Source organism: Streptomyces johnsoniae, from assembly GCF_031845565.1.
GTDB lineage: Bacteria > Actinomycetota > Actinomycetes > Streptomycetales > Streptomycetaceae > Streptomyces > Streptomyces johnsoniae.
This window is the reverse complement of the sequence record NZ_JAVREV010000003.1, coordinates 263234-282033: the sequence shown is the minus strand read 5'-3', so window position 1 is coordinate 282033 and position 18800 is coordinate 263234. Positions and strand designations below refer to the sequence as shown.

The window sequence follows — 18800 nt, the reverse complement described above, 5'->3', positions numbered from 1 at the left end:
ACCGTCAGAAAGCGAGACCGCCATGACAGCGGCCGGGCGACCGGTGGCCATCGTCGGTGGCAACCGCATCCCCTTCGCCCGCTCCGACGGGCCGTACGCCACCGCCTCGAACCAGGACATGCTCGCCGCGGCACTGGACGGCCTCGTCGAGCGGTACGGGCTCCACGGGGCCCTGCTGGGCGAGTTCGTCGCGGGCGCGGTGCTCAAGCACAGCAGGGATTTCAACCTCGCGCGGGAAACCGTGCTCGGCAGCGCCCTGGACCGCCGCACCCCCGCCTACGACGTGCAGCAGGCGTGCGGCACCGGACTTGAGGCCGTCATCCTCGTCGCCAACAAGATCGCCCTCGGGCAGATCGACTGCGGCATCGCGGGCGGCGTGGACACCGCGAGCGACGTGCCGCTCGCGCTGAACGACACGCTGCGCCGCACCCTGCTGCGGGCCAGGAGGGAACGTTCCCTCCCCCGCCGCCTGCGGGCCCTGGCCACGTTGCGCCCGCGGCACCTCGTGCCGGAGATCCCGCGCAACGCCGAGCCGCGCACCGGTCTCTCCATGGGCGAGCACGCGGCGCGCACCGCGGCCGAGTGGGGCATCTCCCGCGCGGCGCAGGACCGGTTCGCCGCCGCGGGACACCGCAAATTGGCCGCGGCCTGGGAACGCGGTTTCTTCGACGACCTGGTGACCCCGTTCCGCGGCCTGGCCCGCGACCAGGCCCTGCGCCCCGACAGCAGCGAGGAACAACTGGCGCGGCTGCGCCCGGTGTTCGGCACCGACCGCGACGATGCCACCATGACGGCCGGCAATTCGACCCCGCTGACCGACGGCGCCGCGACCGTGCTGCTGGCCAGCGAGGAGTGGGCGGCGGCGCGCGGACTCCCGGTACGGGCGCGCCTCACGCACGCGCGCACCGCCGCCGTGGACTTCACCGGCGGGCCCGACGGGCTGCTGACCGCCCCCGTGCACGCCGTGCCGCGGCTGCTCGCCGACGCGGGCCTCGCGCCTGGCGACCTCGACCTGTACGAGATCCACGAGGCGTTCGCCTCCCAGGTGCTCGCGACGCTCGCCGCCTGGGAGGACCCCGGCTTCTGCGCCCGCCGCCTCCATCTCGCCGCACCACTCGGGCCGCTGGACCCGGACCGGCTCAACGTCGCCGGTTCCTCGCTCGCCACCGGCCATCCGTTCGCCGCCACCGGCGGCCGCGTCGTCGCCACCCTCGCCAAGCTGCTGCACGAGCGCGCCACCGAGCGCGCCACCGAGCGCGCCGCCGGGCCCGCCGCCGGGCCCGGCGGCGGGGAGCCCGTGCGCGGGCTGGTGTCGGTCTGTGCCGCGGGCGGGCTCGGCGTGACCGCCATCCTCGAAAGCCGGCAAGGGAGCTGACGCATGGGAGCACAGCGGGATCTGAAACGCGCGCGCCGCCGCCGCGGCCCCGGCCACGGCGCGCCGCCGGAACTGGTCCGCGAGAACGGCACGGTGCGCGAGGTGCGCGTGCCGCCGCTGGTCGATCCGCCGGTGTCGGGCAGCACCGCCGACATCCCGTTCACCAACGCCGCCGAGGCGCCGGGCGCCGTCGTCATCCGGCGCCGCACCGGCGGCCGGTGGACGCCGGTCACCGCGGCGGAGTTCGCCCACGCGGTACGGGCCACCGCCAAGGGCCTCATCGCCGCCGGCCTCGCGCCGGGCGGCCGGGTCGCGCTGATGGCCCGCACCTCCTACGAATGGACGGTGCTCGACTTCGCCATCTGGGCGGCGGGCGGCCAGAGCGTTCCCGTGTACGCGACGTCGTCGGCCGCGCAGATCGGGTGGATTCTGCGCGACTCGGGCGCCGCCTTCGCCGTCGTGGAGACCGCGGAGCACGCCGCGGCCACGCGCGCGGCGGCCGAGGAGCCCGGCGCGGGGCCGCGGCCCCGGCTGTGGGTCATCGACGAGGGCGCGCTCGACGAACTGGCCGCCCTCGGCCGGGACGTGCCCGATACGGAGGTGACCGCGCGCCGCGCCGCCCTCGGCCCCGGCAGCACCGCCACCCTCGTGTACACCTCCGGCACGACGGGCCGCCCGCGGGGCTGCGTCATCACCCACGGCAACCTGCACGCCGAGGCGGCCAACCTGGTCCAGATGCTGAAACCGGTCTTCGAGGAGGTCACCGGACTGAAGCCGGCCACCCTGGTGTTCCTGCCGCTGGCCCACGTCCTCGGCCGCACCATCCAGATCGCGTGCCTGTCCGCGCGCATCGAGATCGGGCACTGCCCCAGCGTCAAACCCGACGAGCTGCGGCCCGAACTGGCCTCCTTCCGGCCCACGTTCCTCGTCGGCGTGCCCTACCTCTTCGAGAAGATCCACGACACCGGGCGGGCCACGGCGGAACGGCTCGGCCGCGGCGCCTCCTTCGCGCGTGCCGACCGCATCGGCGTGGCCTACGGCGAGGCCGCGCTCGCCGCCTACCGGGGCACGGGGCCGGGTCCTGGCGCCGGGCTGCGGCTGGCGAAGGGCCTGTACGACCTGCTGGTCTACCGCAGGGTCCGCAAGGCGCTCGGCGGCCGGGTCCGCTACGCCATCAGCGGCGGTTCGCGCCTCGACCGGCGGCTGAACCTCTTCTTCTTCGGCTGCGGCATCGTCGTGTACGAGGGGTATGGCCTCACCGAGACCACCTCGGCCGCCACGCTCGTCCCGCCGCTGGCGCCGCGGCCGGGCACCGTCGGCCTGCCCGTGCCCGGCACCGCGGTGCGCATCGCCGACGACGGCGAAGTCCTGATCCGCGGCGGCGTCGTCGCGGGCGCCTACTGGAACGACCCGGCCGCGACGGCCGCGGCCCGCGACGGCGAGTGGTTCGCGACCGGGGACCTCGGCGGCCTCGACGAGGACGGCTACCTGACCATCACCGGGCGGAAGAAGGACATCCTGGTCACCAGCGGGGGCAAGAATGTTTCCCCGGCCGTGCTGGAGGACCGGCTGCGCAGCCGTCCGCCGGTGGGCCAGTGCATGGTGGTCGGCGACGGACGGCCGTTCGTCGCCGCCCTCGTCACCCTCGAACGCGACGCGCTGGACCACTGGTTGGCCGTGCGCAAACGCCCGCGGGACACCCCGGTTTCCGAGCTGTGCGCCGACCCGGAGCTGCGGGCCGACGTGCAGCGCGCCGTGGACTACGCCAACGAGGCCGTCTCACGCGCCGAGTCGATCCGCGCGTTCACCATCGTGCCGGGCGAGTTCACCGAGGAGAACGGACTGCTCACCCCCTCCCTGAAGGTGAAACGCGCGGCCGTGGCCGACGCCTACGCACGGGAGGTCGCCCGGCTGTACGGAGACTGACCGCGGGGTGACTGTCAGTGGCGGGGGTTACGGTCACAGCATGAACTCACACAGTGTCACCGACTCGTCCTCCTGGCCGCCGGTCGACGTGTCCTGGACCAGAATCGACACCTGGCTGGCGCGGCACGCACCGGCGAGTGCGGCACTGCTGCGCCCGCCCGCGCGGCAGGCGGACATCGAGGCGGCCGAGCGGCGGCTCGGCCTGGCATTCACACCCGATCTGGTGGCGTCGCTGCGGTGCCACGACGGCACGGAGGAGCACGCGGGCGCACCGGTCCTCGGCTCCTACGGGCCGTTCGCGAGCCTCGACCACCTGGTGCGCGACGCCGAGTTACTGCGATCGGTCGACGCGGACCTGCCCCCGGCCCCGGGGATGCGCGGCCTGGACGAGGAGCTGGCCGCGTTCTGGCGCCGCGAGTGGCTGCTGATCACCCGCGGTATCGGATGGGAAGCGCAGGACGGCCTCTTCCTGACCCTGCGGGACGGCGAGTACCACGGCCGCATCGGACGCTATTTCAACGAGGACGCGCCGTCTTTCACCTCGTGGATGTCGCTACGGCACCTGCTGGCCGCCTTCGCCGACAGCCTGGAGCGGCGCCTGCCCATCGGCCGCAAGATGCCGGTCACCCACGAAGGCCGGTTGCTGTGGGACGACGAGACGCGGGTGATACCGCACCCGCGCTCCCCGCTCGCGCTGGCTGGCGCCGACGGGGAGCCGTCCGAGCCCGAGCCGCCCGCGGCGCCAGCGCAGCCGCGGCACCGGCCGGGGCCCGTACTGCGCGTGACGGTCGGCCGGCCCGGGACGGTACCTCCGCCGGTGCCGCGGACTCTGGTATTCGCGGCGAGACTGGGCCCGGCCGCCTTGCTCGAACGCATGGGCGCCGTGCCGGACACGGTGCGCGAGCGCTCTCGCGGGCAGGCGGCCCATGCCGCCGCCGGCTCCTGGGCCGCCGCACGGCCGATGGTGCGGGTGGGCTCCTGCGGTGACTGGACGTTCGCCCTGGAGGAGCCGCCCGACCACGAGACGGGACAGTGCCGCAGGCCGGAGGTGCTGCGGCGGGTCTCCGCCGGCACGCGGGCCGTCGCCCTGTGGAGGCAGGGCGGTGAAGTCCGGCTCACCGTCTGGGAGGACGGGGCCCCGGCAGCAGGCGGGGAGACCGCGCGCTCGCCGCGCACCGACTACCAGCGACTCGCCGACGGCCGGCTGATCCAGCGCGCCGGGATCGACCCCTGGCCCGCCGCCGGCACGGCCCACGCCGAGCTGCTCGGCTCCCTCCGGGACCGCTTCGGCATCGTCTTCGACCAGGAGGAGGCTTTCGACGCGCCGCTGCTGAGCGGACTGCTGCTCCCGGTGCTGTCCGACCTGCCCGAGCGCGCGAGCCGCCCTGTGCGGGACGTCCGGGGCTTCGACCTCGGCGCCCTGATCGCTGACACGGACCGCCCGCGGCTGCGCGCCGCCCTACTGGCCCAACTGCGCCGCCTGGCCGCGGAAACGGGCCTCGACACCCATCCGGAGGTCCCGCCCGCACTCGCCCTGCTGGACAGCGGTCAGGCCGTCCCGGTGACGGACGACGACCCGCTGGGGATACGGTTACGGACGCTTGACGCGGAGGCGAGGGCCGCGGGCGGGAGGCTCCGGGACCGGCGCGCGGCGGTGCCGGAGGGGATCACCGCGGAGGACCGCACCGCGTGGTCCCACCGGTCGATAGCCGGGGCCGCGCTGCGCCGCTTCGCGCTGCTTCCCGTCGAGGCCGCCGCCGCGCCCGTGCTGTCGGCCCGGCTGACCGCCGCGTGGCGCACCGAGCTGGCGGAGGACCTGCGCTCGGTTCACTCGACGACGGCGGCCTCCTGGCCCCGGTCCTAGCCGAGGCCGCACGCCGGCTCCGCCGGGGCCGCGTCCTCGGCCGCGTCCTGGACACAGCGGAAGCCGCCGTGACCGGTCGAGGAGTCAGGTGTGTTGTGCGAACGGGCTGCCACCCGGTAGCGGTTGCAGTAGGAGGCGTGGCACAGGTAGGAGCCGCCGCGAATGGCCTTCTGCCCGGGGGCGAACCAGTCGGCGCACCACTCCCAGACGTTCCCCGACATGTTGAACAGTCCGAAGCCGTTCGGCCCGTACGCGTCGGCCGCCACGGTGCCCGGGTGCGGCCTGGCGGGGGTGCCGCGGAAACGCCGCGGGAAGTCGCCCTGCCAGATGTTGCACATCTCCCGGCCGCCCGGGGCCAGTTCGTCGCCCCAGGGGTAGCGCAGGCCCTCGGTGCCGCCGCGGGCGGCGTACTCCCATTCGGCCTCGGTGGGCAGCCGCGCGCCCGCCCAGGCGCAGTACGCCAACGCGTCGTCGTGGGATACGTGCACCACGGGGTGGGAGGCGCGGTCGCCGAGGTCGGAGCCGGGGCCCTCGGGGGCCCGCCAGTGGGCGCCCGCGACGCCGAACCACCAGGGGGCCTGCGGCACCCGGCCCAGGACGTGCCGCCGCGCGCCGGGAGCGAGCAGCAGATGGAAGACGAAGGAGCTGCCGAGGCGTTCGGCGTCGGTGACGTAGCCGGTGGCGTCGGCGAAGGCCGCGAACGCCGCGTTGGTGACGGCGGTGGTGTCAATGCGGAACGGCGCGACCCGCACCTGGCGCACCGGGCCCTCGGCATCGGCGTGGTAGCCCTCGGCGAAGTGGTCGCCCATGAGGAACATGCCGCCGGGCAGCGTGACCTGTGCGCGCGCCGGACGGCCACCCGGCGCGGGCCCGGGCGTGCGCCGCGCGGACGCCGCCGCGGCCACGCCCTCGCGGGCGGGGCCACAGCAGGCGCTCATGAGGCCACCGCCGTGCCCGCGGGTGCGGCGGCCAGCACGGGGCGGGTGCAGGCGTGGGCCGGCCGGTCGCAGACGTCGGCGGCGGGCCCGGTCCCCACGATCCGGCCGCGGTGCATCGCGGCGATGCGGTGGCTGACCTGGCGCACGACGGCGAGGCCGTGAGCGATGAACACCATGGCCAGGCCGAGGCGTTCCTGGGGGTCGGTCAGCAGGTTGACCACCAGGGCCTGACTCGCCGGCGATGCCGGGGGCGCGTTCAACGGCGTACTCCCTTGTTCAGGGCTTCGGCGATGAGGGTGAAGCCGAGAGTGAGCGTAACGACGAGCAGCAGGGCGGCGCCGACGGTGAGTTCGACGGTGGTGCGAAAGCCGTTCCCTATCAGCTCGACGACATCGCCGCCGTAACCGGACTTGTTGAGCGTCACCCCGTGCACGTCGGCGCGGGCGATCTGGGCGGGGGGCGGCGGCCCACTCGCGGAGCCGGTCGGCATGGCGGGTTTTGGTCCGAAATCCATGCTGGCGCGAAAGTGTGCTCCACGCTCTCCAGAGTGCAGAACTAAGGAGCAGATCAACTGGGTTGCCTCCGCAAGGGAGGCGACCTGAGGCACTTTGTTCGAAGCTGTGCGGCTTCGTTGCATTTCGGTAACGGTGTAACGGCAGACTTTTCTCGGCATTGACCGTACTTCCGCGAGGCCGAAGAATCCCGGCGCCGGGCGACCTCGCCCAAGCCCCCGAAGGAGGGGGCGCCCACGAAGGGAAGCGTTCATGGATCGGGACGTGAAATGGCGGCGGGTCCGCACAGCGACAGTGGGATTCGCGGTGAGCGGCCTGCTGGCAGCGGGTTGCGGTGGCTCGGGCGACAGTGATGGTGACGGCGGCGGAGGCGAGTCCGACACCCTGGTGATATTCAGCGGTGCCGGTGACTTCCAGGCGAACTTCAACCCGTACTCGCCGACGAAGCTCGAAGGTGCGGGCACCATCTACGAATCGCTTTTCTTCCTGAACACCGCGCGTCAAGAGGACCCGGTCCCGCTGCTGGGCACCGAGTACACCTGGAACGAGGACGGGACCGAGCTGTCGATCTCCCTGCGCGAAGGGGTGACCTGGACGGACGGTGAGGACTTCACGGCGGACGACGTGAAGTTCACCTTCGACATGCTGCGGGAGAACCCGGCCATCAACAGCGTCGGCTTCGACGGCGAGACCACGGTCGTCGACCCGGCCCACGTCACGGTCGCCTTCGACGAGCCGGCCTTCATGGACGCCGCCAACCTGCTGGGCAAGATCTGGATCGTGCCCGAGCACATCTGGTCCGGCGTCGAGGACCCCTCGACCGACACCATGGCCGAACCGGTCGGCACGGGCCCGTTCACCCTTGGCGAGTTCAGGGCACAGACGTTCACCATGACCGCCAACCCGGACTACTGGGACGGCGAGCCGGCGGTGCAGACGATCCGGTCGAGGGCCCTGTCCGGGAACCAGGCGGGCGCCGACTCGCTGACCGCCGGCCAGATCGACTGGCTGAGCAGCCCGGTGCCCAACCTCGACAACGTCGAGCAGGCGTACCCGGGTTACTCGGCCACCATCGCGAACACGTATCCGATCGTGCTCGGTACCTGCTCCAGCGTGGAGCTCGGCTGCGAGGGTCCCCAGACCGATCCGGCCGTGCGGCAGGCGATCTACTACGCGATGAACCGCGACCAGCTCAACCAGCTCGCCTACCAGGGGGTCGCCGCCCCGATCTCCCCCGGCTTCGGCCTGCCCGACCGCGACTACGTCTCCGGCGGCCTGGAGAACGGAACGGCCCCGATGGAGCCGGATATCGCGCGCGCCACGCAGATCCTGGAGGAGGCCGGCTGGGAACGCGACGGTGACGGCATCTACGCCAAGGACGGCGAGCAGCTGGAGCTGGGGGTGCGGGTCGTCTCCGGCTGGACGGACTACATCACGACCGTCAACACCATCGCCGAGCAGCTGCAGGAAGCCGGCATCGCGCTGACCCCCCAGCAGTCCTCCTGGAACGAGTGGTCCGACGCCCGTGGCCGCGGCGACTACCAGCTGATCATCGACTCGCTCACCCCCGGCCCGACGGCCGACCCCTACTGGCTGTACGCCAACTTCTTCTCCGGGGCGAACGCCGTCCCGGTCGGCGAGACGGCCAACATCAACTGGGGCCGGTACGGCAACCCGGACGTGGACGCGGCGATCGATGAGCTGCGCCTCATCAACCCGGACGACGCGGCGGCGCGGGAGCCCCACTTCGACACCATCCAGACCACGCTCGAACAGGACATGCCCTACATCCCCGTCCTGCTGAACAGCACCGTCAGCATCTGGAACACGGACAGGTTCACCGGCTGGCCGACCGAGGACGACCTGTACGCCTTCCCCGCCATCTGGTCGAGCCCGGACAGCGCACAGGTGTTCAAGAACATTCGCCCGGCCGGCGGGGAGTGACTCAACGGGTCGGGGCATCTTCCGGCAAGGCTTGGCGACACCGGCTCAACCGAGCGGCGATGTCCGTAGGCTGCCGGTTGCCCTCGGCCTGAGCGCGGTCGACGAGCTGGTCGATCAACCGCCCCGGCGCACCATGGCGCAACCTCCGTCTGAAAGACCCCGGCTTCACAGACGGTTTGATCGCAGCCGAAAGGATCGCTCCTGTCGAAAGATACGACGCGGCGCAGCCCCGGTGGCCCACCGGGCACATCGGGCCGCCGGGGTCCAGGATGTGGTGCCCGAATTGCACGACGTCCTCCTCCGCGATCTCCAGGACGCGACCATTCAGGCAAAGGGCATATCCGATACCGGGGCCGACCGCGACTATGGCGAAATCGGAGAGCCCGCGGGTCAGGCCGAACCAGTGCTGACCGTAAGCGAGTGCGAAAACGTCGTTGCGGACCACGCACGGGATGCCCATGGCGTCGTCCAGAACGGACTTCAAGGGAACCTGCCACCAGTCCAGCCAGGGCGCGTCGAACAGTGCCGGCTCCGCCGTGTGGTCGCCGCCCGAAGAATTCCCGCCCATCGTGAAACCCGCGGCGACGGGCGATTCGCTTTCCCGTGCCAGCCGGTCCATCAGATCCCTGGCCTGCGCGGCGACTCCCTCGGGGGTCCGGACGCCGAGTGGCTCGGCGTGCTCTGCGACCACCTCGGCCCGCAGATCGGTGACGACTCCGTGCATCAAGTCCGACGTCACCTACACCCGGAAGAAGTGGAAATTCCTCGCGACGATGTCCAGCGGAAGGCTGGGGCGGCCGTTGATCGAGTCGTAGAGGACTCCCCGTTCCACCAGGAGCCCGGACCGCACGAGGGGCTTCGTCAGACGGGTCGGACTGCCGGTCGACAGCCCCGGCCGACGGGCGAGTTCGGTCCGTGACCGCGGGCCGGTGACCAGCAGCTCCCTGATAACAGGTCGGGCGGCACGGGATACCGCGTCCCATGCCTTGATCGTCAGCTGGCTGCCGCTCCGTCCGAACGCTGGGTACACAGGCGCAGCGTACAAGCACTCGATCTTCGGTGTTGTACTCGTGATATTGCCGCCTCCAGCCGGGACTGAGTGCCAGGCCGGGCACCGTGGGGCACCCGTCGGTGAGGCTGAGGCGGTACTGGATGTGGCGCAAGCCGCGCCGGACGGCCGCGCTGACCGGAGTGCCCCCACAAGCGGCCGGCGCGCCCCCGACGGCTGGTGGAGGAGACTGATCCACCGGGGGCGAATCCGCGAGAACGACGTGGATGCGTGGCTGGGCCGCCGCGGCCTCGTGTCAATCGGTCAGCCGACGGTCAGAGATGACCCGCCGCAGGGGCTTCCCGTCGGGTTGTCCGGGTACGCCGCATCGGCGTCAAGGGGCGCGCACGCCTCCCCGGCGAACGAGGGGCACTCGCCGGCCGCCCGGCACGCAGTGCATCTGGAACGGCACGCGGAATTCGCCGCACTGATCCGCCGCCGGGCCGCTGCCGCCACCGCTACTGCTGCCACCGCTACTGCCACCGCTACTGCTGAAAACTTTTCATAGAGCGGGAGCACACCAGGCTCGCCCAGGTCACCGAACCACTGCCACCCCCGCACGGATCACGCCGGTGACGGAGTATTGACCCATGCCAGGCCCGTCATTACTTTCTTCCGGAACCATTCTGAAAATTATCGGCCACCCCTTCCTCCGGGCGGAGAATGACCTTGACGAGCCGTCGTTCCTTCCTCAGTCTGCTCCCCCTGACCGTCGCCGCCACCGCGGTGCCCACCGCCGCCCACGCCGCACCCGCCGTCCCCACCCTCACCGCCGCCCCGGCCACCGGTGGCCGGGGGGCACGCGGCACCTTCGTGTCCACGTCCTGGCGGCCCGGCAGCCTCGCGCTCGTCGCGAACGGCAAAGCCGCGCCCGTCCTGGTGAGTTCGCGGGACCACCCCGGCGTGCTCCGCGTCGCCGACGACCTCGCGGCCGACATCGCACGCGTCACCGGCGTCGCGCCCGACCTCATGCGCGATGAGGTCACCGGCCGCCACGACGAGGTCGTCATCGTCGGCACCATCGGCCGGAGCCCTCTCGTCGACGGCCTGATCGAGGCCGGCAAGCTGGACGTCGACGGCATAGCCGGCCGCTGGGAGACCACCAGGCAGCAGGTCGTCGCCCACCCGCTGCCCGGCGTGCGCCGCGCGTTCGTCATCGCGGGCAGCGACCAGCGCGGCACCATCTTCGGCGCCTACGAGGCGTCCCGCCAGATGGGCGTCTCCCCCTGGTACTGGTGGGACGACGTGCCCGCCCCCACCCACACGGAGCTGTACGCCCTGCCGGGCCGCCACACCCAGGGCACCCCGGCCGTGAAGTACCGCGGCTTCTTCATCAACGACGAGAACCCGGCACTCGGCACCTGGGCCCCCGCGTTCTTCGGCCCCGGTCACGCGCCCGGCTTCCCCAACGGCTTCAACAGCGCCTTCTTCGCGAAGGTCTTCGAGGTCATGCTGCGCCTGAAGGCCAACTACCTGTGGCCCGCCGTCTGGGGCCGCGCCTTCGCCGAGGACGACCCGGACAACCACGCCACCGCAACCGCGTACGGCATCGTGATGGGCACCTCGCACGAGGCCCCGATGATGCGCGGCATCGAGGAGTGGAACCGGCACGCCGTCCCGGCCGTGCGCGACGAGGACGGGAACGTCGTCACCCCGGGCACCGACCCCTACGGCGGCACCGGCGAGTGGAGCTTCCGCCGCAACGGCGAGGCGATCAAGCAGTACTGGGCCGACGGCGTCCGCCGCATGGTCGAGCAGGACTTCGAGGGCGTGGTCACCCTCGGCATGCGCGGCAACGGCGACGTCAGCCTGCCCGACGGCGACGGCATCGACCTGATGCGGTCCATCCTGGAGAGCCAGCGCGCCATCCTCGCCGAGGTCACCGGCGCGGACGACCTCACCGCCATCCCGCAGGTGCAGACCCTGTACAAGGAGGTGCAGCGCTACTGGGACCAGGGCCTCAGGCCCCCGGACGACGTCACCGTCATCTTCTGCGACGACAACTGGGGCAACATGCGCAAGGTCCCCGAACGGCGCCTCGCCGAACGCGCCGGCGGCTACGGCCTGTACTACCACTTCGACTACGTCGGCGGCGGGCGCAACTACAAGTGGGTCGACACCGTCAACCTGGCCTCCACCTGGGAACAGCTGCACCTGTCCTACCGCTCGGGCATCGACCGGCTGTGGGTCGTCAACGTCGGCGACCTGAAGGCCGAGGAGATGCCGCTCCAGTTCTTCCTCGACTACGCCTGGGACCCGGAACGCTGGACCATCGACCGGCTCGCCGAGTGGGAACGGCAGTACGCGGAGCAGAGCTTCGGCCCGCGGCACGCCGAGGCCATCGCCGAGGTGCTGCACACCTACGGCGTGCTCCAGGCCCGCCGCAAGCCGGAACTGCTCAACCGCCGCATCACCCTCGACCCGGCCAAGGACCCGGCCACCGACTCCTCCGCCGTGGTGTACGACGACCGGGCCACGCCGTTCAGCATCGAGCACTACCGCGAACTCGACCGCGTCACCGAGGCGTGGGAGCGCCTCGACGCCGAGACGCAGCGCATCGGGGACGAGCTGGACGCGGCCCACCAGGACGCCTACTACCAGCTGGTGCAGTACCAGGTGGAGGCCACCGCCAACCTCTACGCGCTGCGGCACGCGGAGTTCACCTCGCTGCACTACGCCGCGCAGGGCCGCGCCGCGGCCAACCAGATGGCCGACGCGACCGACGCGAGGTTCGCCGACGACCAGGCGATGTCGGACTACTACAACAACACGCTGGCCGACGGGAAGTGGGCCGGCTTCCAGACGCAGCCCAAGATCGGCTACGGCGACATCGAACGGTACGGGCCCGACGCGCCGTGGCAGCAGCCGCAGACACCGGACCACGTGGCGCTGCCCGACGAGGTGTTCCCCCCGGTGCGCCGCGTCGAGCTGCCCGAGGGCCCGGAGATGGGAGTCGCCATCGACGGCTCCGCCCTCTGGTGGCCCGCGGCGGACACCCCCGCGCGGCTGCCGTCGTTCAGTCCCTTCCAGAGCCAGCCCGCGCAGTACATCGAGGTGTTCAACCGCGGGGCGGCACCGTTCGCGTACCGCATCGAACCGGCGGAGACCTGGGTGACCGTCACCGAGAGCTCCGGCACCGTCGAGACGCAGGTGCGTGCCGAGGTCGCCGTGGACTTCACCGCCGCCCCGCACGGCACCACCACGGTGCCGATCACGGTGACGGGACCGGACGGCGTGCGCGTCGAGGTGCTCGCCGTGGTCGAGAACCCCGACGTGCCGCGGCGGCGCCTGGCCGGCTTCATCGAGGCGAACGGCTACGTGTCGATCGAGGCCGCGCACCACTCCCGGGCGGTGAACACCTCGGGCGTGCGCTGGCAGCGCATCCCGGACATCGGCCGGACGGGCGACGGCATGACACCGTTCCCCGTCACCGCGGCCCGCCGGACCCCTGGCGGCCGGGGGCCGCGCCTGGAGTACGAGCTGACGCTGTTCACCACCGGCGAGGTGCGGGTGTACGCCTACCTCTCGCCGCGGAACAACGTGCTGCCCACCGACGGGCTCTCCTACGCCGTGTCGTTCGACGAGGCCGGGCCGCAGACCGTGAACGTCACCGAGGTGACCGGCGCGGACGACACCGCGATGAACAAGCAGTGGGAACGCAACACGTCCGACAACGTCAACCTGACGGTCACCACCCACACGGTCGCAGAACCGGGCCGCCACGTACTGAAGTTCTGGATGGTCGACCCGACGGTCGTGCTCCAGAAACTCGTGGTGGACACCGGCGGCCTCAACCCCAGCTACCTCGGCCCCCCGGAAAGCACCCGCGCCCGCGACTGACCCCGGCCGGCCCTTGGCCCACCGCGCGCAGCCCGGTGGGCCAAGGGTCTTGTGGCTCTTACCGCTTCACGTTCGCCACTGCTTCTCGCCGACCCCGGCGCCCCTGGCCACGCTGGTCCGCGTCGCCGGGTCGAGGTGACGGGGTGGAGGAGAGATTTCAGGCCGGGAAGGGCCTGGCCGGACTCGACGAGCACCAACTCCGCCGCTTCACTTCGTGGTCTCGCTGGGTGACCCTGGCCATGCTCGCCCACGCCTTCCTCACCGTCGTCCGCGCCGACGAACACGTCCGCCATCCCTCCCCGGACGGACTGATCCCTCTCACCTGCTACGAGATCCAGAAACTGTTCACGACGCTCGTCGCCCGGCCCATGCACGACGCGGCCCACCCGCTCGGCTGGTCCGCCTGGCGACGCCGCCACCAGGCCCGGGCCCAGACCGGCCACTACCGCCGACAAGCTGCGAACCAGGCATGAAGATCCGTCACTGAGCACGCTGGTCGGCCACTACCCGTGCTTCGCAGTTAGCCGCGATCTGCGAGCGATGAGTTTGCACCATCCAGGCGGTCTAGCTCATCGACAGACCTATCACAGCCTCATCCGGAGAAAGCATGATCACTCACCCGACTGACACCGCTGCCGTCGGTTCCCTCAAGGTGCCCGGCGCACGCCTGCACTACGAAGTGCGCGGCGAGGGTCCTCTCATCGTGCTGGCCGGTGCCCCGATGGACGCTGCGGCCTTCGCCCCGCTGGCCGAACTGCTCGCTACCGACCACACCGTGCTCACCACCGACCCACGCGGCATCAACCGCAGCAAGCTCGACGACCCCGACCAGGACTCGACACCCCAACTGCGTGCCGACGACCTATCCCGGCTGATCGCCCACGTCGACGCGGGACCAGCCATCGCAGTGGGCTCCAGCGGCGGCGCGGTCAGCGTGCTGGCCCTCACCCAGACCCATCCCGACCAGGTGCACACCATCGTCGCCCACGAGCCACCGCTGATCGAGCTCCTGAAGGACCGAGAGCAACTGCGCACCGGCACTCAGGACCTCATCGCCACCTACCTCGCCGGCGACGTGACGGGGGCATGGAAGAAGTTCTTCGCCCAGGCCAACATCACGATGCCCGAGCCCTTGATAGAGCAGATGTTCGGCGGGGAGCGCGAGCCGCAGCAAGTGGCGGACGAGCGTCGCTGGTTCGCGCACGAGATGCGTGCTTCCACCTACTGGCAGCCTGACCCGGCAGCCCTGCGCACGGCGGCCACCCGCATCCTGGTGGGCATCGGCGTCGACTCCGCCGGACAGCTCTGCGACCGCACCTCCCGCGCGCTCGCTCAGTCGCTTGGCACCGAGCCGACGACGTTCCCTGGCGGCCACACCGGATTTGTCGAGACCCCCGACGTCTTCGCCACCCACCTGCGCATGGTCATACGCGAGGATTGAACCACAGGAACACGCACCGAGCACGGCCTGAACTACCCGGTTCAGACCGTGCTCGGTGCGCCTTGCGAAGGAAAACAGGATGATCACCGAAGTGGCCGACTGGAACGTTGCTGTACACGGACGTCAACGAACAGCCGTGGACTGGTCGTGGCCCGCGCGGGAGGGTAAGCGGTCGGTGTGCGGGTCAGCTCAGGTGCCGGAGGAAGAAGGCGGCCGCTTCGCCGGCCACCCGGGCGCGGACGGGCTCGCCGACCGGTTCGGCCTCGAAGAAATCCTCGTGGCGCACATCGGAGCCGGCGGACCGGCCGACCGCGGTGGGGATGTGCGCCAGATACGGGCGGGTGTCGTCGTCGAACGGAGTGATCGTGTCCGCCCCGCCCCACCGGATCTCCACCGGGACCCGGACGGCCCTCAGGCTCTGCGGTGCCAGGAGAGAGCCCAGGGCGGGGGCCACCTGGAAGACGGCCCTTATCCGGGAGTCGGACACGTCCGCTCCCGCGCCGCCGAGCGCGGCCCGCAGCTCGTCCGCCGGTACCTTCTCGCCCAGCGCCCCGAGCAGATCGGGGAACTCCGGCAGCGCGGGCAAGGACGCCTGCCCCGCCAGCACTGCCGCCATGACCCGCGGCGCGACCCTCGCCCCGGCCAGCGCCGCCACGGTGTAACCGCCGAGGGAGAAGCCCGCCGCCCCCACCGGGCCCAAGGGCCGCTCACCGGCCAGCACGTCGAGGACGAACGAGACGTCTCTGGCCCGCTCCCATACGAAGGCGAAGCCCTCCGGCTCGTAGCCGTCGACGAAATTGTTGCCGTGGTGGTCCAGGGCGACCACCCGCAGACCGGCTTCCGCCAGCGGGCGGGCCAGCCAGCCCATGGCGCTTCCGGAGCCTCCCGTGCCATGGGAGACGACGACCAGCGGAGCTGGGGCGGCCGGCGGACGCTGTGGTTCCCACAGATACAGCCGAACGGGACGCGGGCGGGCCGGATCACGGAATGCGTGGCGGGATGCGTCGTGCAGGAGACGTATCCGCGGCTGTGTCCGCGGCTGTGTCCGCGGTGAGGGTGGCATGGCCGCATCCTACGAAGAAGGCCGCCGCCGTATACGCGCCGGATATGGGCATGATGGCGTTATGGGACGGATGACCGAGCGCCGCCGCGTGGTGCGGATCAGGGACGGCGTGCTCAGCGAGCGGGCCGACACGCTGGTCGGCGAGGAGCCGCTGGAGATCCGCGTCGCCGGCCGGCAGGTCGCGGTCACGATGCGGACGCCGGGCGACGACTTCGCCCTGGCCGCGGGCTTCCTGGTCAGCGAGGGCGTGTTCGCGTCCGCGCAGGAGCTGGCCCGCATCGCCTACTGCGCGGGCGCGACCGAGGACGGCGCCAACACGTACAACGTGGTCGACGTGCGGCCCGCCGAGGGTGTCGAGCTGTCAGGACTCGCGCTCGACCGGCTGGCGCGCAACGTCTACACCACCTCCTCCTGCGGGCTGTGCGGAAAGGCCAGCCTGGACGCGGTGCACACCACGGCCCGCTGGCCGCTGCCGCTGACCGGCGGCCCGCGTCTGACGCCGGAGGTGCTGAGCGCCCTGCCGGATCGGCTGCGCGCCGCCCAGCGGGTCTTCCGCAGCACCGGCGGGCTGCACGCGGCGGGGCTGTTCACGGCGAACGGCGGCCTGATCGACGTGCGGGAGGACGTGGGCCGGCACAACGCGGTGGACAAGGTCGTCGGCCGCGCCCTGACCCGCGGCGCGCTGCCGCTCACCGAAACGGTGCTGATGGTGTCGGGGCGCGCGTCGTTCGAGCTGGTGCAGAAGGCGGTGATGGCGGGCATCCCCGTGCTGGCCGCGGTGTCGGCGCCCTCCTCGCTCGCGGTGGACCTCGCGGCGGAGTCCGGGGTGACGCTCGTCGGCTTTCTGCGCGGCACCTCGATGAACGTCTACGCCGGGGCGGAACGGCTGGCGCTGTCCGTCCCCTCCGGGCCCTCCGGGTCATCCGACCAGCGTTTGGCCAGGTAGGCGCAGACAATCAGCTGCATCTGGTGGAACATCATCAGGGGCAGCACCGCGAGCGCGGCCTGCCCCTGGAATATCACGCTCGCCATCGGCAGCCCCGCGGCCAGCGACTTCTGGGAGCCCGCCAGCACCACCACGATCCGGTCCTCGCGCGGCAGGCGCAGGCGCCGCGCCACCCACGCGGTCAGCAGCAGCAGCGCCGCGAGCAGCAGGACCTCGACGCCGAACAGCGCCAGCAGCCGCCGCCAGCTCGCCTCCTGCCAGACACCGGCGTTCATGCCCTGGCTGAACGCCGCGTAGACCACCACCAGAATCGAGCCTCGGTCCACCAGCGACAGGACGCGGCGGTGCCGCCGGACGAAGCCGCCGATCCACCGGCGCAGCAGCTGGCCGAGGAGGAACGGCAGCAGCAGCTGCCCGCAGATCGCCAGCAGCGAGTCCGAGGAGAATCCGCCGCTGCTGCCGATCAGCACGGCGGCGAGCAGCGGCGTCAGCAGCACGCCGAGCACGCTGGAGAACGAACCGGCGGCGATGGCCGCGGGAACGTTCCCGCGGGCGAGTGAGGTCATCGCGATCGAGGACTGCACGGTGGAGGGCACCAGGCACAGGAACAGCAGCCCGTCGTACAGATCGTCGGTGATCAGCCACGGCACGAGGCCGCGGGCGGCCAGGCCGAACAGCGGAAAGACCGCGAACGTGGCGGCGAGCACCGCCAGGTGCAGCCGCCACCGGCGCAGCCCGTCCAGCGCCTCGCGCGTGGACAGCCGGGCGCCGTAGAGGAAGAACAGCAGGCCGATGAAGCCCGTGGCCGCGCCGTCCACGGCCCCCGCCGCCGGGCCCGAGGCCGGCAGCAGGGCGGCGAGCCCCACCGTGCCGAGCAGCAGCACGATGTAGGGGTCGAGGAAACGGGTCAGTCTGCGCACGACGGACATTGTCCCCCGGCTCCTCGTGGGTGCGGTGCGGGGGCCGATCATGGACGATGGGAAGCGGAAGATGTCGGATCGAATCGACCAAGGACTGATGTACCCGTGAGCAGCGTCCCTCATGTGACCCTCAACAACGGCGTGAAGATGCCGCAGCTGGGCTTCGGCGTCTGGCAGGTGCCGGACGCCGAAGCCGAGGTCGCGGTCGGCCAGGCCCTCGACGCCGGGTACCGCAGTATCGACACCGCCGCCGTGTACCGGAACGAGGAGGGCACGGGCCGCGCGCTCGCCGCCTCGGGGCTGCCCCGCGAGGAGTTGTTCGTCACCACCAAGCTGTGGAACAGCGCCAAGGAGACCTGGACCAGGGACGCGGTGCTGCGCGAGTTCGACGCCTCGCTCGCGCGGCTCGGCCTGGACTACGTGGACCTGTACCTCGTGCACTGGCCGCGGCCGATGCGCGACGACTACCTGACGATCCTGCGCACGTTCGACGAGATCCACCGCACCGGCCGGGCGCGCGCCATCGGCGTCTCCAACTTCAAGCCGCCGCACCTGCGCCGCGTCGTCGAGGAGACCGGGGTGGTGCCCTCCGTCAACCAGATCGAGCTGCACCCCTACCTTCAGCAGGCCGAGACCGCGACGCTCGACGCCGAGCTGGGCACCGTCACCGAGGCGTGGTCGCCGCTCGGTTCGGGCAAGGGTCTGCTCGACGACCCGGCGCTGGCGGCGATCGCGGACAAGCACGGCCGCACCCCCGCCCAGGTGGTGCTGCGCTGGCACCTCACGACCGGCCACGTCGCCATTCCCAAGTCCGTGACGCCCTCGCGGATCAGGGAGAATCTCGACGTGTTCGGCTTCGATCTCGACGCCGATGACATGGCGGCCATCGACGCCCTGGACGCCGGGGTCAGGACCGGGTCCGACCCCGACACCTTCGACTGGAACTGACCCGGGCGCCGCCCGGGCGCCCCGACGTCAGCGTT

The 18800-nt window shown here is 71.8% G+C and carries 15 protein-coding genes and 1 pseudogene; 9 read left to right on the top strand and 7 right to left on the bottom strand.

Going from position 1 to position 18800, the window contains the following annotated elements:
* Positions 1–22: 22 nt before the first annotated feature.
* The 3 genes from RM779_RS07375 to RM779_RS07365 are packed head-to-tail and all read left to right on the top strand — an operon-like array spanning position 23 to position 5165.
* Positions 23–1375: an acetyl-CoA C-acetyltransferase gene (locus tag RM779_RS07375; protein WP_311616847.1), complete on the top strand. Its 1353-nt coding sequence runs from the start codon at positions 23–25 to the stop codon at positions 1373–1375.
* Positions 1376–1378: 3 nt separating this feature from the next.
* Positions 1379–3301, top strand: coding sequence for an AMP-dependent synthetase/ligase (locus RM779_RS07370; protein ID WP_311616846.1), 1923 nt, complete (start codon positions 1379–1381; stop codon positions 3299–3301).
* A gap of 40 nt (positions 3302–3341) precedes the next feature.
* Positions 3342–5165, top strand: coding sequence for an SMI1/KNR4 family protein (locus tag RM779_RS07365; RefSeq protein WP_311616845.1), 1824 nt, complete (start codon positions 3342–3344; stop codon positions 5163–5165).
* Here the strand turns inward: RM779_RS07365 and RM779_RS07360 are convergent.
* The 3 genes from RM779_RS07360 to RM779_RS07350 are packed head-to-tail and all read right to left on the bottom strand — an operon-like array spanning position 5162 to position 6617.
* Entirely contained in the window at positions 5162–6103 is a 942-nt protein-coding gene (locus tag RM779_RS07360; protein ID WP_394813240.1) for a formylglycine-generating enzyme family protein, read from the bottom strand. The genes RM779_RS07365 and RM779_RS07360 overlap by 4 nt on opposite strands.
* A complete protein-coding gene (locus RM779_RS07355) occupies positions 6100–6363 on the bottom strand; it encodes a hypothetical protein (protein WP_311616844.1) in 264 nt (87 codons plus the stop codon). The genes RM779_RS07360 and RM779_RS07355 overlap by 4 nt, the downstream gene beginning before the upstream one ends.
* Positions 6360–6617: a hypothetical protein gene (locus tag RM779_RS07350; protein WP_311616843.1), complete on the bottom strand. Its 258-nt coding sequence runs from the start codon at positions 6615–6617 to the stop codon at positions 6360–6362. The genes RM779_RS07355 and RM779_RS07350 overlap by 4 nt, the downstream gene beginning before the upstream one ends.
* A gap of 250 nt (positions 6618–6867) precedes the next feature.
* On the opposite strand from RM779_RS07350, the gene RM779_RS07345 reads away from it, so the two are divergent.
* Positions 6868–8559: an ABC transporter substrate-binding protein gene (locus RM779_RS07345; protein WP_311616842.1), complete on the top strand. Its 1692-nt coding sequence runs from the start codon at positions 6868–6870 to the stop codon at positions 8557–8559.
* A gap of 1 nt (position 8560) precedes the next feature.
* On the opposite strand, the gene RM779_RS07340 is transcribed toward RM779_RS07345, so the two are convergent.
* Positions 8561–9283: an ROK family protein gene (locus RM779_RS07340; protein WP_311616841.1), complete on the bottom strand. Its 723-nt coding sequence runs from the start codon at positions 9281–9283 to the stop codon at positions 8561–8563.
* A 15-nt stretch (positions 9284–9298) separates the two neighbouring features.
* A complete protein-coding gene (locus tag RM779_RS07335) occupies positions 9299–9589 on the bottom strand; it encodes a hypothetical protein (RefSeq protein ID WP_311616840.1) in 291 nt (96 codons plus the stop codon).
* Between the two features lie 681 nt (positions 9590–10270).
* Here RM779_RS07335 and RM779_RS07330 point away from each other — a divergent pair.
* From RM779_RS07330 to RM779_RS07320, 3 genes and pseudogenes are all read left to right on the top strand, one after another.
* Complete coding sequence (locus RM779_RS07330; RefSeq protein WP_394813239.1) at positions 10271–13447, top strand: glycosyl hydrolase 115 family protein; 3177 nt, start codon at positions 10271–10273, stop codon at positions 13445–13447.
* 79 nt (positions 13448–13526) lie between these two features.
* Positions 13527–13920: pseudogene (locus tag RM779_RS07325) on the top strand (IS701 family transposase); the annotation flags it as partial.
* A gap of 134 nt (positions 13921–14054) precedes the next feature.
* Positions 14055–14888: an alpha/beta fold hydrolase gene (locus RM779_RS07320; protein WP_311616838.1), complete on the top strand. Its 834-nt coding sequence runs from the start codon at positions 14055–14057 to the stop codon at positions 14886–14888.
* A gap of 184 nt (positions 14889–15072) precedes the next feature.
* Here RM779_RS07320 and RM779_RS07315 read toward each other — a convergent pair whose 3' ends face one another.
* Positions 15073–15837 carry an alpha/beta hydrolase family protein gene (locus RM779_RS07315; RefSeq protein WP_311616996.1) on the bottom strand — a complete coding sequence of 255 codons (765 nt, stop codon included), beginning with the start codon at positions 15835–15837 and terminating at the stop codon, positions 15073–15075.
* Positions 15838–16012: 175 nt separating this feature from the next.
* On the opposite strand from RM779_RS07315, the gene fdhD reads away from it, so the two are divergent.
* Positions 16013–16897 carry a formate dehydrogenase accessory sulfurtransferase FdhD gene (fdhD, locus tag RM779_RS07310; RefSeq protein ID WP_311616837.1) on the top strand — a complete coding sequence of 295 codons (885 nt, stop codon included), beginning with the start codon at positions 16013–16015 and terminating at the stop codon, positions 16895–16897.
* Here fdhD and RM779_RS07305 read toward each other — a convergent pair.
* Positions 16819–17826, bottom strand: coding sequence for a bile acid:sodium symporter family protein (locus RM779_RS07305; RefSeq protein ID WP_311616836.1), 1008 nt, complete (start codon positions 17824–17826; stop codon positions 16819–16821). The genes fdhD and RM779_RS07305 overlap by 79 nt on opposite strands.
* Before the next feature lie 96 nt (positions 17827–17922).
* On the opposite strand from RM779_RS07305, the gene RM779_RS07300 reads away from it, so the two are divergent.
* Entirely contained in the window at positions 17923–18765 is an 843-nt protein-coding gene (locus tag RM779_RS07300) for an aldo/keto reductase (RefSeq protein ID WP_311616835.1), read from the top strand.
* Positions 18766–18800: the final 35 nt, after the last annotated feature.

Coding starts and splice junctions, on each gene's coding strand:
- RM779_RS07375 (WP_311616847.1), top strand. CDS start 23: ATGACAGCGGCCGGGCGACCGGTGGCCATCGTCGGTGGCAACCGCATC.
- RM779_RS07370 (WP_311616846.1), top strand. CDS start 1,379: ATGGGAGCACAGCGGGATCTGAAACGCGCGCGCCGCCGCCGCGGCCCC.
- RM779_RS07365 (WP_311616845.1), top strand. CDS start 3,342: ATGAACTCACACAGTGTCACCGACTCGTCCTCCTGGCCGCCGGTCGAC.
- RM779_RS07360 (WP_394813240.1), bottom strand. CDS start 6,103: ATGAGCGCCTGCTGTGGCCCCGCCCGCGAGGGCGTGGCCGCGGCGGCG.
- RM779_RS07350 (WP_311616843.1), bottom strand. CDS start 6,617: ATGGATTTCGGACCAAAACCCGCCATGCCGACCGGCTCCGCGAGTGGG.
- RM779_RS07345 (WP_311616842.1), top strand. CDS start 6,868: ATGGATCGGGACGTGAAATGGCGGCGGGTCCGCACAGCGACAGTGGGA.
- RM779_RS07340 (WP_311616841.1), bottom strand. CDS start 9,283: ATGCACGGAGTCGTCACCGATCTGCGGGCCGAGGTGGTCGCAGAGCAC.
- RM779_RS07330 (WP_394813239.1), top strand. CDS start 10,271: ATGACCTTGACGAGCCGTCGTTCCTTCCTCAGTCTGCTCCCCCTGACC.
- RM779_RS07320 (WP_311616838.1), top strand. CDS start 14,055: ATGATCACTCACCCGACTGACACCGCTGCCGTCGGTTCCCTCAAGGTG.
- fdhD (WP_311616837.1), top strand. CDS start 16,013: ATGGGACGGATGACCGAGCGCCGCCGCGTGGTGCGGATCAGGGACGGC.
- RM779_RS07305 (WP_311616836.1), bottom strand. CDS start 17,826: ATGTCCGTCGTGCGCAGACTGACCCGTTTCCTCGACCCCTACATCGTG.